Origin of the sequence: Chryseobacterium cheonjiense (genome assembly GCF_012927265.1) — a bacterium.
Taxonomy (GTDB): domain Bacteria; phylum Bacteroidota; class Bacteroidia; order Flavobacteriales; family Weeksellaceae; genus Chryseobacterium; species Chryseobacterium cheonjiense.
In genome coordinates this window covers 1-13514 of the sequence record NZ_JABBGF010000003.1, presented here as the reverse complement: position 1 = coordinate 13514, position 13514 = coordinate 1, and the positions used below count along the sequence as shown (strand labels likewise).

General features: G+C 35.9%; 12 protein-coding genes. 10 read left to right on the top strand and 2 right to left on the bottom strand.

The genetic code is table 11. From position 1 onward, the window contains the following. Window positions 1-232 precede the first annotated feature (232 nt). The 3 genes from HHL20_RS14930 (at window position 233) to HHL20_RS14920 (ending at window position 2970) form a co-directional block, all read left to right on the top strand. Complete coding sequence (locus tag HHL20_RS14930; RefSeq protein WP_169232001.1) at window positions 233-1588, top strand: hypothetical protein; 1356 nt, start codon at window positions 233-235, stop codon at window positions 1586-1588. A gap of 7 nt (window positions 1589-1595) precedes the next feature. Beyond that, entirely contained in the window at window positions 1596-2159 is a 564-nt protein-coding gene (locus HHL20_RS14925; RefSeq protein ID WP_169232000.1) for a DUF6705 family protein, read from the top strand. A gap of 238 nt (window positions 2160-2397) precedes the next feature. Beyond that, window positions 2398-2970, top strand: a complete 573-nt coding sequence (locus tag HHL20_RS14920; RefSeq protein WP_169231999.1) for a DUF6705 family protein — start codon at window positions 2398-2400, stop codon at window positions 2968-2970. 118 nt (window positions 2971-3088) lie between these two features. On the opposite strand, the gene HHL20_RS14915 is transcribed toward HHL20_RS14920, so the two are convergent. After that, window positions 3089-4249 carry a GlmU family protein gene (locus HHL20_RS14915; RefSeq protein WP_169231998.1) on the bottom strand — a complete coding sequence of 387 codons (1161 nt, stop codon included), beginning with the start codon at window positions 4247-4249 and terminating at the stop codon, window positions 3089-3091. A 106-nt stretch (window positions 4250-4355) separates the two neighbouring features. Next, window positions 4356-4607: a type B 50S ribosomal protein L31 gene (locus HHL20_RS14910; RefSeq protein WP_002976190.1), complete on the bottom strand. Its 252-nt coding sequence runs from the start codon at window positions 4605-4607 to the stop codon at window positions 4356-4358. A 228-nt stretch (window positions 4608-4835) separates the two neighbouring features. On the opposite strand from HHL20_RS14910, the gene HHL20_RS14905 reads away from it, so the two are divergent. The 7 genes from HHL20_RS14905 to HHL20_RS14875 all read left to right on the top strand — a co-directional run bounded on the left by HHL20_RS14905 (window position 4836) and on the right by HHL20_RS14875 (window position 13120). Then, the gene (locus HHL20_RS14905; protein WP_169231997.1) at window positions 4836-6245 is read left to right on the top strand and encodes a hypothetical protein; all 1410 of its coding nucleotides are present in this window, start codon (window positions 4836-4838) and stop codon (window positions 6243-6245) included. Between the two features lie 11 nt (window positions 6246-6256). Next, window positions 6257-6460: a hypothetical protein gene (locus HHL20_RS14900; protein ID WP_169231996.1), complete on the top strand. Its 204-nt coding sequence runs from the start codon at window positions 6257-6259 to the stop codon at window positions 6458-6460. Then, window positions 6460-6786 carry a nucleotide pyrophosphohydrolase gene (locus HHL20_RS14895; protein ID WP_169231995.1) on the top strand — a complete coding sequence of 109 codons (327 nt, stop codon included), beginning with the start codon at window positions 6460-6462 and terminating at the stop codon, window positions 6784-6786. Before HHL20_RS14900 ends, HHL20_RS14895 begins: the two co-directional genes overlap by 1 nt. Window positions 6787-6862: 76 nt before the next feature. Further along, entirely contained in the window at window positions 6863-8143 is a 1281-nt protein-coding gene (gene aroA, locus HHL20_RS14890; protein ID WP_169231994.1) for a 3-phosphoshikimate 1-carboxyvinyltransferase, read from the top strand. Beyond that, window positions 8140-8937 carry an SDR family oxidoreductase gene (locus HHL20_RS14885; RefSeq protein WP_169231993.1) on the top strand — a complete coding sequence of 266 codons (798 nt, stop codon included), beginning with the start codon at window positions 8140-8142 and terminating at the stop codon, window positions 8935-8937. Before aroA ends, HHL20_RS14885 begins: the two co-directional genes overlap by 4 nt. A 182-nt stretch (window positions 8938-9119) precedes the next feature. Then, window positions 9120-10697: a BamA/TamA family outer membrane protein gene (locus HHL20_RS14880; protein ID WP_169231992.1), complete on the top strand. Its 1578-nt coding sequence runs from the start codon at window positions 9120-9122 to the stop codon at window positions 10695-10697. 80 nt (window positions 10698-10777) lie between these two features. Further along, entirely contained in the window at window positions 10778-13120 is a 2343-nt protein-coding gene (locus HHL20_RS14875; RefSeq protein ID WP_169231991.1) for a phosphocholine-specific phospholipase C, read from the top strand. Window positions 13121-13514 lie beyond the last annotated feature (394 nt).

Genomic DNA, 13514 nt, shown 5'->3' with positions numbered 1-13514 from the left:
CAAAGTTAATCTATCTCCCTTTATTTTTCTGCATTTTCTGCATTTTGATCAATCTTCTGGAAAATGATTTTTGATGAATAATTTTCAGCTTATATGCTCTTTTAAAGTATATAGTTTTTCTTTTAAAAAATATTATGGAAACCAGTAATTTTTCACTGTGTTTTCTCAAAATATATTTCACACTTTTGTTGAGTAATTAAAAATATTATCTTTAAACATTAAGACAATAACTATGACAAGAAAAATTGTTTCATGGCTATCTTTTATAGCCGTATTTCTTTTTATCCTACAATCCTGCAGAAATGACGATCTACTTTCTTCATCTGAGAAAAATACTTCCGAAAATGCTTTGCTAAAGAAGGAAAGCTCCGCAAGCTTGTGGAAAGAGGATGAGACCTACATCCGTAAAGTACGAGACGCCTACACCCGATATGCTAACGAAAGCTATATAAGAAATACTTACGGAAGTATTTTCTGGGATTATGCCATGACCATGGATACGTTCAATGAAAGCTATCTGATCGTTCCTGTGCTGAAAGACAATAAGGTAGTCAGGACACTTGAAGTGTTTAGAATAAAGAATAAAGTCTATTTTCACTTCTCAGATAAAGATCCTGAAGCCAATGATTTTTTCCAGGCGCTTATCTTTACGGGAAAAGATAACATAAGCATATCTTCTGCAGGGAAGAATGTGCCGTTTGCAAAGGGAGGAAGTACAGTTGTTTCGGTATGCAGAACGATAACCATTACGGTAGGCTATGTAGAAGGAGCCAATGGTGATCAGTACCCCATATCAAGCACGAAGACCATTTGTAAATTTGTGGAGGTTGCCCTGCCAGTATCCGACTGTCTGGGGGATGTAAATCCTGAAACCGGAGAGTGTGGCGGCGGAGGAACAGGCTTAGGCTATGATTACCCCGATCCTCCGGACACACCCGATCCGTGTGAGAAACTGAAAGCACAGAATGAAAATTCTGATTTTAAAAATAAAATAGATGATTTAAAAAGCAAATTACCTTTAAAAAAAGAAACTGGATATGTAGAAAAAATTAATGGAAACTTCGAGTATAAAGATAATGCATCTACAAATACAAATTCTAATTCGTTAAGTTTAGGTGATCCAACATCAGATATGAAAGGTTATTTACATACACATCCTAATAATTTCACCTATGTTAATGAAGATGGCTATGAAGTCGAAAGAATAGGGTTTAAGATATTTTCGCCCGCTGATGTCATCTATTTTAATCAAATGGTAGCTCTTGCACAACAAAATGGATTACCTTTAGAGAATATCTATGCTGTAATGATATCTGGTACTGGAATTTATCAAATTCGTTTTACAGGAAATGCAAATCAGATAAAAACGGTATATGCAAATAGTAAAGTTCAATATAACGAAATGTACATAAATTATTTCTTAAAAAATAAAAATCGTTCTGATGAAATGAATTTTCTTAAATTCATTGATGAACAAATGTTTGTAAAAGGAATAAGTCTTGTAAAAATGAATAATGACGGTACATTCACCACCAAAACATTGAATAGCGATAAAAGCGGAATAACAGATTCAAATTGTCCAAAATAAATATATCATGAAAAATATAATAACATTAATTTTATTTCTTATAAGTTTCTTGCCCTATAATGCGCAAATAATATCACTTGATCAGATTTCTCAATGTGAAAATATCAATTGTCCTGAATATTCTTCGATAAAAGATATAAGTAATAGATTGGATAAGTTTGTTGGTACATGGAAAGGAAGCTTCACTGATGGAAGAACCTATGAATTCCATTTTATTAAAAAATCAGATTTCTCGCTATACGGAGAAAAGCCTTGGGACTTGCTAATAGGAAAAATATTGGTTAAAGATAATAATGGAAATATATTAGAAACTACTATAAATCTTCCTGATGACAGCACACACTTTAATGGTTATTTATTTGATAAGAATTTAAAAGGTTATAAACTTTATTATTCGGGAAATGCAGAATGCAATGATAAAGGTTTTGTTTATATATATTTTAAAGAACCTAGTAATTTATCTCAATTGAGCTTAATGTTTTTACAAGATTATGATATAGTTGCAAATTGTCCAAATGGCTATAAAACAATTATGCCAAATAACAAAATCATTAGACTGATAAAACAATAATAAATTCTTCAATGAGACTTTTTAAGAAATATGAAAATATACTCTTGCTAATACTATCCATTATTGCGATTCCATTTAATCTCAAATTTATTACCTAGAACATATAATATAAAATTCTCACCTAAGATAATGAACATGAATTCTATTAAAATTTAAAATATGTCTTAAGCAATATATTCTTGTTAATATAAACTTAGTATAATCAAAAAACATTTTCCTAGTTGTTTCTTTAATTAAAATGAAAAAAGTAATATCAATACTAATATTAATATTAAGCTTGTCTTGTAAATCCCAATCGACCATTTCATTAGAACAAGCTTACGAATACTCTAAGTCAGATGATGGTCTTCCTGAAACAGTTACATACGTAAAGGACGTTAACAACAGATTAGATCAATTCGTAGGTACATGGAAAGGGACTTACGGAGATAAACAATATGAGTTCCGATTTATCAAGAAGCTTAATTTTGGAAGTTATACTGTTAAATGGGATGAATTAATCGGCCGTTTTTCAGTAAAAAGTTTTAATGGAACTGTACTTTATTCTTCTTTGAATGAAATAAATGACGAGAATACACATTTTAGAGGAATAAATATTCAAAACAAAACTTATATGCTTAATTTTTTTGGCACCGTTAATTACTGTAATGATAGCGGTGTAGTTTTCATAGAAATAAGCAAAAATAATCCAAATACAATGTATTTGAGTTTCGATAGAGATAAAGAAGCTTATGACCCTTCTAAATGTCCTAATTATTCGGAGTTCGTTCCATTATTACCTAAGGATAAAATGACATTGATAAAGCAATAAGCAATCCCTATATTTGTGACAGCCAACTTATACATCTTTATATGCCTTTAGAAGAAGATACATTGATCAACATTATACTAACCTAAATTTAAAACCTCAGCTATCACTGAGGTTTTATTTAATACTCGTCAAAAATATGTTTAAAAATAGCCTTATCCTCATCAGTTAACGCCACTTTTCTTCGTGCCATTACTTTTTCTGCCACTTCATAGGCTTTATCCAGCTTAAATTTTTCGTCACCTTTAAAGCCTCCCCAGGAGAAATTTTCTATCAGGTTCGGTGGAAATCCCTCTTTAAAGATATTGGATGCCACACCGATTACCGTTCCGGTATTCAGCTGGGTATTGATCGCCGTTTTGGAATGATCTCCCATAATGAGGCCCGCAAACTGAAGTCCTGTATCTTCAAAAGCTTTTGTTCTGTAATTCCACAATTTTACGTTACCGTAATTATTTTTCAGGTTGGAAGAATTGGTATCGGCACCGAGGTTGCACCATTCTCCGATTACGGAATTTCCTACAAAACCGTCATGACCTTTATTAGAATATCCAAAAATAATGATATTGCTGACCTCGCCTCCTACTTTAGAATGCGGACCCACCGTTGTGGCACCATAAATTTTTGCCCCTAAATTAAATTTGGATTCTTCACAAAGTGCTATCGGACCCCGAAGGTTACACCCTTCCATTACCTCAGCGTTCTTCCCGATGTAAATCTTTCCTGTTTTGGTATTAAGGGTTGAAAATTCAATTTGTGCACCTTCTTCAATGAAAAGATCTTTTTTATCCCCTAAAAATCCATTGGTCGAGGAAAGCTCCTGTGAAACCCTACCCTTCGTAAGAAGAGCAAAATCAAAATCAATCGCTTTCTGATTATACGTGAAAAGATCCGAAGGCTTTTTAAAGAACACAAGATCTTCCTTGATATCGGTCATCTTCTCAATCTGATGAAGGGAAAAGCCATCCATATTGATTTTGGCAGCAATTAATTCATCTTCATAAACCAATGCTTCTCCTTGTTTAAGATCTTTAATCTGTTGGATAACGCTATCAGTCGGAAGAAAGTTCGTTACCAGAAAAAGACTTTCTTTTTTTTCAGGTTCGGGGAATTTCTGCTGTAAATAAGCTTCCGTAAAAAAAGATATTTCAGTATTCTCTAAAATTTTCTGCCATCTTTCGGAGAACTTGAGAATTCCGCACCGCATTTCTGCAACGGGACGGGTAAAAGTAAGCGGAAGAAAATCTTCCCAATATTGTGCATCTGAAAATACTAATTGCATCGTTCAGTTTTAAGTTTAATGTTAAAAATTCAAAGTCTAACAAAATTACAATAAAAAAAGCTTCTCAGTTTCCTGAAAAGCTTTAAATATTTTTAATCTCAAAAAATTACTTAGCGAATTTTTTGTATTTGTTCATGAATTTATCTACTCTACCTGCAGTATCTACTAACTTCACTTTACCAGTGTAGAAAGGGTGAGAGGTTGAAGAGATTTCCATTTTGATCAAAGGATACTCTTGTCCTTCGTACTCGATTGTGTCTTTTGTTTCTGCTGTAGACTTGCAAAGAAATACTTCGTCGTTACTCATATCTTTGAAAACAACAAGTCTATAATTTTCTGGGTGGATTCCGTTTTTCATGTGTAAATTTCTTTTTTTGTTAATGTCACATGTAACCTTGCGGTTTCATAATACAATGTTAAAAATTAAAGTTTGCTTCCGAAATAGTAATGGATATTTCTCTGCTAATTTTAGGTTGCAAAAGTACAATATTTTTTTGAATTTGCAAACACCTGTCAATATTTTTTTCTTCATAAGAAATTCAAAGTATTTTCGTTACATTTGAAATTTATTTAACTTTTACTCTCGATGAAAATCAAATTACTACTGGCTTTTTCTTTCTGGATGCTTGTTATGGCTGTATCTTGTAACAAAGATGACATCAGCTTTGATGCTCCTTCGCAAAAATTAAGTTTTTCGAAAGACACCGTCTTTTGCGATACGGTTTATCACCAGGTACGTTCAGAAACATATGCTGTAAAAGTATATAATAACGAAGATAAAGACATTCTGATCCCGAGAATACATCTTGAAAAAGGATCTTCATCTTTATATAAAATCAATGTAGACGGAAAACCGGGATCTGACTTTAAAGATGTTGCATTGAGAAAAAAAGACAGCCTCTATATTTTTGTGGAAATCGCTCCGGAAGCTACAGGCCCTGAAGCGATTGCAGAAGATAAAATCCTTTTCGAAAGTCCTGCCGGACAGCAAAATGTAGTACTCTTCTCCGTAGTTCAGGATGCTGAATTTTTCATCAAAACTCCGTCTAATCCAAATATTATCACCTCTAATACGACCTGGACCAATAATAAAGCGAAAATAATCTACGGTGACCTGACGGTCGATCAGAACAGAATTCTGAATATACAGCCGGGCACTAAAGTATATTTTCATAAGAACAGCGGGCTGAAAGTACTCTCAGGAGCTACATTAAATATCAACGGAACATTGGCCAACAATGTCACGCTTCGCGGCGACAGAAACGATCCGGCATACGATACGATCCCTAAAAACTGGAATTCTATTAAAATGGAAGCAGGTTCTACCTTAAATATGAATTATGCAAGACTTTTCGGAGGAACAAAAGGACTGGAAATGAAGCAGGCTAATGCAACGATCAGCAATTCATTCATCCATACTTTCCAGGAATACGGGATTTATTCTATCGGATCAACGATTACAGCGAGAAACCTCGTGATGAACAACTGCGGAGAATCTGCAATAGGCGCCTTCAGAGGAGGAACCTATAATCTTGCTCATTGTACAATTGCCAATTATTCTGATCTTCTGCAGTCTTACAACAGAAACGGAATATTTGCAACCAATGAATGGAAAAACGAATCCAACCAAACCGAACAAGGCGCATTGATTATGAACGTCAGAAACAGTATCGTGTACTCTGATCGCGAAAATTCGGTGTTCTTTGAGCAGACTCCGGGACAGTTGTTTAATTTTACTTTTGAAAACTGTCTTTTGAAATATTCTAATCAATCGGAAGCAGGGTTCCTAGATACGGCACCAAGTGTCATTCAACTGGTGAAAAATCAGGATCCGCTGTTTATTAATTACTTTATAGCCCACATGAATTTAAGGGTTAAACAGAACTCGCCGGCTATCGGGAAAGGAAGTGCAGCAGTAGCAGCTACGGTTCCTACGGATATTGCAGGTAATTCAAGAACTTCAAATCCTACTTTAGGCGCTTATCAATATCAGTAATTTATAGAAAAATGGATTTTAATATTGTAAAAATAGGAGGCTTTATTGTATTGATCTTATCATATGTAGTGCTAAGGAAAGCTTTTAGCAAATTTGCCGACTTTACCGAAAGAATAGGAAAGCCCTATGAACAGGCTGAAGAGATGCAAGAAGAAATTAACAGATTGAATACCAAGATCATCAATCTGGAACAACAGATCAATCCCAGACTCTAATGGAAATTACAAATCTGCAGCAGCAAGTTGACGAATGGATCAAAACAATTGGGGTCCGTTATTTTAACGAGCTTACCAATATGGCTATGCTGACCGAAGAAGTGGGCGAAGTCGCAAGAATTATTGCAAGGAGATATGGTGAGCAAAGTGAAAAAGAAAGTGACAAAAGCAAAGATTTGGGCGAAGAACTGGCAGATGTTTTATTCGTAACATTATGTTTGGCCAACCAAACCGGCGTCAATCTGCAGGAAGCTTTCGATAAAAAAATGAAACTGAAAACCGACAGAGATAAAGAGCGGCATCAGAATAATGAGAAATTAAAATAATGCTGGAAGATGGATGAGGAAGCCGGAAATCATTACGACTTAACTTCCTGCCTCCAGCTTCACTACTGAAGAAATAATGAAGAAGTTAAAAAAATCAGAGTTAAAGGAAAACCAGACGATACAGATCAGCGGTTCGAAAAGTATTTCGAATCGTTTGTTGATTTTAGAAAGTCTGTTCAATACTATAAAAATCGGAAACCTGTCTAATTCGCAGGACACACAGCTGTTGAAAAAAGCACTTTCGGAAACTTCATCAGAAGTTCGTGAAGACCTTGAAAAAAAGCAGGACTCTCCTGAGCAAAATACCGGAAATGTAGACATTCACCACGCCGGAACAGCAATGCGGTTTCTGACCTCATACTATTCCATTCAGGAAGGGAAAACAACGGTTTTGACAGGCTCCAAAAGAATGAAAGAAAGACCGATTAAAAATCTTGTCACGGCTTTACAGAACCTTGGTGTGAAAATAGAATATCTGGAGAATGAAGGTTTTCCGCCACTGAAAATTCATGGTCAGAAGATCACTCAAAAAACAGTAGCTGTTCCTGCAAATATTTCAAGCCAGTTTATCACTTCTCTTCTGCTCATTGCCGGAAAATTGGAAAACGGACTGGAAATAAACCTTCTTGGTGAAGTAACTTCGAAGTCTTATATCGAGATGACTCTGAATATCTTAACCCGATTTGGAATTAAAAACAGCTTTGTAGGAAACACAATCAAAGTTGAGCCTTTCAATCATCAATCAACAATCATTAATTATGAAGTAGAAAGCGATTGGAGTTCTGCCTCATACTTCTACTCTTTTGCGGCATTGGGAAGACAGACCATCCATCTCAAAAGCTTTTTTAAAGAATCTACCCAGGGTGATTCTGCTATTGTAAAAATTTATAAAGATTATTTCGGAATTGAAACTATTTTTACCGAGTCAGAGCATACTATCACTCTAAAGCCGGATCCTGAATTTATTTTCCCTGAAAAGATCATTTTAGATATGAACAATTGCCCGGATATTGCACAAACTCTTTGTGTAACGGCGGCAGCTTTACAACTCCCTTTTGAAATATCAGGACTAGGAACTTTACGGGTAAAGGAAACCGACCGCCTTCAGGCATTGTTCAATGAGCTATTAAAACTCGGAACAAAAACGGAAATCACCGATTCTACGATTCAATCTGTCAGCTTTGGAAAACCTGACGAAAACATCATCATTAAAACCTATCAGGACCACAGGATGGCAATGGCTTTTGCTCCGTTTTGCCTAATCCAGGAATTAGAGATCGAAGAGGAAGATGTGGTTGAAAAATCCTACCCCATGTTTTGGGAAGATTTAAAAATTATTTTAACTGAAAACTCATGAATACAAAAACAATAATCATCACCGGAACCTCTTCAGGAATAGGTTTCGTATTGGCAGAATACTTCGGTAAAAAAGGCCATAAAGTATATGGACTCAGCAGAAAACATACCGAAAGCAGCTACTTCACAACCATCCCAACAGATGTTACGGATAACGATGCGGTACAAAATGCTATCGCAGAAGTACTGAAAACCGAGACAAAAATTGACGTCTTGATCAACAATGCCGGAATGGGAATGGTAGGCGCCGTGGAAGATTCTTCAAAGGAAGACATTTTAAAGTTATTTAATTTAAATTTGGTTGGTGCAGTACAGATGATGACTGCCGTAATGCCGAAAATGCGCGAAAACAGATTCGGACAAATCATCAATGTTTCAAGTATTGGAAGTGAAATGGGGCTGCCTTTCCGTGGATTTTATTCCGCATCGAAATCGGCTTTGGATAAAGTGACTGAAGCTATGCGCTATGAAGTCTATCCGTGGAATATTCACGTCTGCTCTCTTCATCTTGGTGATATTAAAACTAATATTGCGGAAAACCGTGTAAAAACGAAAGTTTCAGAACCATATAAAAATGTTTTTGATAAAGTGTATGCATTGATGAACAGCCATGTAGGAGACGGAACAGATCCTCTGGAAGTTGCGGAATATGTAGACCGGCTTTTGCAGAAGAATACCTGGAAAGTTCATTACTATTTCGGAAAATTCGGACAGAAGATCGGTGTTCCCCTGAAATGGATTCTTCCACAGGGAACTTATGAAAATCTGATGAAGAAATACAATAAACTTGCTTAGTTTCAGTTATTAGAACAAAATTAAAATAAATATGTTTTGAACCATTAAGATTTATTTTAAGAAGTTACAATTATTAAGAATAACAATACATCAGAATAATAATCTTAACTTGACTTAATAACTTAATAGATTTTAATAGTTTAAAAAAATTGCCGTTGAAATTATTTCTGAAAATATTTTTTATGCTCTTCTGCGTTTTCATTCAGGCGCAGAAAAAACCGTATTTTCTGATTGATTCGGAAACGAAAGTGAGGAAGAAGGTTAAAGATTCTGCTTCGGCAGTAAAGTTTCTGGATTCCCTGGCTCAAAATAGTTATTTTTTTACTCAATTGAAAGAGGTAAAGAAAAAAGGCGACAGCACGGAAATATTTTATGATAAAGGAAAAAACTTCAATCAGACCTATGTTAATCTTTCGGATTCAATATCTACAAAAATAAAAGTCAAAAAAGAGTTTTTCACCAAAAACTTAGACTCTACTAAAAAGAGTATCAACAAAACCTATATTGATGACGGTTTTGCATTCAGCAGAATAAAATCAAAATATAAGGGCCAGAAAAACGGATATCCGGTTGTGGAGCTTGATATTAATAAAAATGATAAAAGAACCATCGACGGGTTTGTGGTAAAGGGCTACACCAGCGTTCCCAAAAGATTCATCAAAAATCTTGAAAAAGAGTTTAAAGGCAAAACGTATGATGATAAAAACCTGCTGGCAATTAACAAATCCTTTCAGGGACAACCGTTTATAAGTCTTGAGCGTCCTCCGCAGACCATGTTTACCAAGGATTCAACGAGTATCTTCCTTTTCATGGAAAAGAAAAAGACCAACAGTTTCGATGGTGTTATTGGTTTCGGAAACGATAAAACGGATAAATTTACGCTGAATGGTACGCTGAATGTGAATTTCAGAAACATATTCAACAGCTTTGAAACCATCAATCTTTACTGGCAGCGAAACCCGGATAAAGGACAGACCTTTGATCTCCAGGCAGACGTTCCATACCTTTTCAAATCTAATGTAGGATTGAATATGAAGATCAATATTTTCCGTCAGGATTCTACTTTTGCCAATGTAAAAGCGCTTCCCGCTTTTTATTATCATCTTAATGCGAGAAACAAAATAGGTCTTCGGGGAACTTTTGAAAGCTCCAGCATTATCGACACCCTATATGTTCAGGGGAAAGATTACAACAAGAAAGGAATCGGGATCTGGTTTGAAATGGTAGAGCCTACCGATATTGATCTTTTCCTGTACAAAACAAGAATCAACGCCGGCTACGATTATCTTACGACAACATATACCAAAGACAATATCACATCTCCGCAGAATCAGTTTTACTTTTTCGGTGAACACAATTATCATATTAACGGAAATCATTTTCTCAACATCAAAGCAGAAGGCGCTATGATGGATTCAAAGATCGATTTTTCCGCTAATGAATTATATCGTTTCGGCGGATGGAACTCGATGCGCGGTTTTAATGAAAATTCATTGGCAGCAGATTTCTTTTATTATGGAAGTTTAGAATACCGGTATCTTATCGGAAGCCAGGCATTTTTTGATGTTTTCGGACAATATGGGCAACTCAATAATAAATCCCTGAATGTAAAACCCAAGCTATACAGTGTCGGGCTAGGGTTCAATTTCTTTATTCCGATCGGACTTATGAGTTTTCAGCTTTCCAACGGTAATGAATTCGGAAATCCGTTCAAGTTTAATGATATTAAAATCCATTGGGGGATTCTGAGCAGATTTTAATTTAAACATTAAAATTATTTTATATTCTTTAAATTAAAGCGAAACCCATTAACTTGCGGTTTCTTTCTATTACAATTCATATGAACAGAAGAGAATTTTTGGAAAAATCTGGCATTTTGCTGGCCGGACTTGGAACTTCAAGTGTTGTACACCCTTCCATTCTGAAAGCACTGATGATTGAGCCTGCAGCAAAGTCTACTTTTTATGACGCTGAACATGTTGTCATCCTAATGCAGGAAAATCGCTCTTTCGACCACACTTTTGGTGCCCTGAAAGGAGTACGAGGTTTTTTGGACCGGCGATCCTTTAAAAAGCAGGATGGTCATTCTGTTTTTTTCCAGAAAAGTAATGAAGGAAAATATGCTGCCCCTGCCCGGCTGGATTTAAGAAATACCAAATCTACCTGGATGAGCTCGCTTCCCCACTCGTGGGATAATCAGCAACATGCCCTGAATAAAGGAAAATACGACCGCTGGCTCCAGGCGAAAGCATCCGGCAATAAAAACTATAAAGATATTCCATTAACATTAGGATATTATAACCGTGAAGACCTGCCTTTTTATTATCAGCTGGCAGACGCCTTCACAATCTTTGATCAGTATTTTTGTTCTTCATTGACGGGAACTACACCCAACAGGCTCTTCCACTGGTCCGGAACTTTACGTGAACAAAAAACAGGAAAAGTGAAGGCCAATGTATATAATGAAAATATCGATTATGATAAAAACCACCAGGCAAGATGGAAGAGCTTTCCGGAGATCCTGGAAGAGCAGGAAATTTCCTGGAAAATTTATCAGAATGAAATAAGCCTTCCAAAAGGAATGTCCGGTGAGCAGGAAGCCTGGCTCAGTAACTTTACAGATAATCCTATTGAATGGTTTTCAAATTTTAACGTAAAATTTTCAAAAGGGTATTATGAACATATTCCCAATATCATTGCCTTTTTGAAGAAAGAGATCGAAAAAAATCCGGATCAGAAAGAAAACCTGGGAAAAAGAATTGCGGAACTTGAGGAAGATCAAATAAAATATCACCCTGACCAGTTTTCAAAACTTTCAAAGAAAGAAAAAAATCTTCACGAAAAAGCGTTTACTACGAATAAAAATGATCCCGATTACCATAGTCTTGAAATCGGGTATGATGAAATTGGAGAAAGGCTTGTTGTACCGAAAGGTGACGTATTGCACCAGTTCAGAAAAGATGTTGATAATAAAACGCTTCCGTTGGTATCATGGCTTATAGCTCCTGAGCATTTTTCAGATCATCCGGGATCTCCATGGTATGGTGCCTGGTATATTTCCGAAGTGCTGAATATCCTGACGCAGGATCCTGAAACCTGGAAAAAGACAATCTTTATTATTAATTATGATGAAAATGACGGCTATTTCGATCATGTATTGCCTTTCGCCCCACCATTAAATCCAAGCCAGCCTGTAAACATGAACGGACCAGAGGGTGCTGAATATGTGAGCAGCAAACAGGAATATATGACTTCTGCCTCATTGAAAGACCACGAAAAAGCGGAAGGTACCGTTGGGCTTGGCTACAGGGTACCGATGATTATTGCATCACCATGGACAAAAGGCGGCTTTGTAAATTCCGAGGTTTCAGACCATACTTCTGTACTGATGTTCCTGGAAAACTTTATTCATAAGAAATTTAATAAAGACGTTACGGTAGACAATATCAGCGATTGGAGAAGGGCTATTTGTGGTGATCTGACGTCCGCGTTCAATGCTCCTAATATAAAAATTCCGGAGATGCATTATCTGGATCAGAAAGAATATACAAAAACGATCAATGCTGCTAAAAATAAGCCTGTACCCGATTTAAAATGGTACAAAGAGAACGAACTGCACGACGGTCTTCTTGCCATTCAGGAACGTGGGATTAAGCCTTCCCACTCGCTTCCTTATAATTATCATGTGAACTTCGAAAAAGGAAAAATTAGCATGAAAAATTTAAAAGAAAGGGCTGTTCCGCTTATTATTTATGACAGAACAAGATTCGATGAAGATGACTTTTATTTTTCGTATGCCTTATATGCTCACCAGGAATTATCCCATTCTGTACGTCCAGGAACTTATGAATATGAAGTCTTTGGCCCTAACGGTTTCTTCAGGAAGTTCAAAGGCAACGATATTCCGAAGCTAAAAATATCCTTGATTCATAATCCTTCCAAAAATCTAGTAGAATTATGGGTTGAAAAGTGCTCCGAAAGCAATGTTTCTGTTATGATAGAAGATTTATATGAAAAAACTCAAAAAAGCAGAACTGTAATTCAGACTGAAAAATTAAAATTCAGTCTTGATAATACCAAAGGCTGGTACGATCTCAAGATAACTTCCGATGAAAACATCTGGCATTTCGCAGGCCGCCTGGAAAACGGCAATCCTTCGATTTCGGATCCGCACTGGAGCTGATGATATATCATTCAAAAATTTTATAAACCTTGTACCGATCTCGTATAAGGTTTTTTTTGATCTATATCTTCTTACGTGTATTACAAAATGAAAATTTCATTTTAACCAGCAATGTTTAAAATACTTTGCTTCCATTATTCAAAAGCATCAGTTAAATTCCCAAAACGTCTATCACAGACAGTCCAAGGTGTCCCTTAAACAAATACAATTATCAAAATGGAAAGTACTATTCAGAAATATACGATAAATGCAAAATAAACTCTAAAATATTTTCAGAAGCTTTCTCTCGCTATCCACTTTTACTCCTCGTTCCGGTACGTGCCTTACTAAGTCCACACATTCCCATCCTTACTGCGGGGTAACCGTTACTATCGAGGCTAGGGCAGTTGTCGTC

What these genes read in the sequence shown, in the direction of transcription:
- HHL20_RS14885 (WP_169231993.1), top strand. Translation starts at nt 8,140, where the DNA reads ATGAATACAAAAACAATAATCATCACCGGAACCTCTTCAGGAATAGGT.
- HHL20_RS14895 (WP_169231995.1), top strand. Translation starts at nt 6,460, where the DNA reads ATGGAAATTACAAATCTGCAGCAGCAAGTTGACGAATGGATCAAAACA.
- HHL20_RS14905 (WP_169231997.1), top strand. Translation starts at nt 4,836, where the DNA reads ATGAAAATCAAATTACTACTGGCTTTTTCTTTCTGGATGCTTGTTATG.
- HHL20_RS14915 (WP_169231998.1), bottom strand. Translation starts at nt 4,249, where the DNA reads ATGCAATTAGTATTTTCAGATGCACAATATTGGGAAGATTTTCTTCCG.
- HHL20_RS14925 (WP_169232000.1), top strand. Translation starts at nt 1,596, where the DNA reads ATGAAAAATATAATAACATTAATTTTATTTCTTATAAGTTTCTTGCCC.
- HHL20_RS14920 (WP_169231999.1), top strand. Translation starts at nt 2,398, where the DNA reads ATGAAAAAAGTAATATCAATACTAATATTAATATTAAGCTTGTCTTGT.
- HHL20_RS14900 (WP_169231996.1), top strand. Translation starts at nt 6,257, where the DNA reads ATGGATTTTAATATTGTAAAAATAGGAGGCTTTATTGTATTGATCTTA.
- HHL20_RS14930 (WP_169232001.1), top strand. Translation starts at nt 233, where the DNA reads ATGACAAGAAAAATTGTTTCATGGCTATCTTTTATAGCCGTATTTCTT.
- HHL20_RS14910 (WP_002976190.1), bottom strand. Translation starts at nt 4,607, where the DNA reads ATGAAAAACGGAATCCACCCAGAAAATTATAGACTTGTTGTTTTCAAA.
- HHL20_RS14875 (WP_169231991.1), top strand. Translation starts at nt 10,778, where the DNA reads ATGAACAGAAGAGAATTTTTGGAAAAATCTGGCATTTTGCTGGCCGGA.
- aroA (WP_169231994.1), top strand. Translation starts at nt 6,863, where the DNA reads ATGAAGAAGTTAAAAAAATCAGAGTTAAAGGAAAACCAGACGATACAG.
- HHL20_RS14880 (WP_169231992.1), top strand. Translation starts at nt 9,120, where the DNA reads ATGCTCTTCTGCGTTTTCATTCAGGCGCAGAAAAAACCGTATTTTCTG.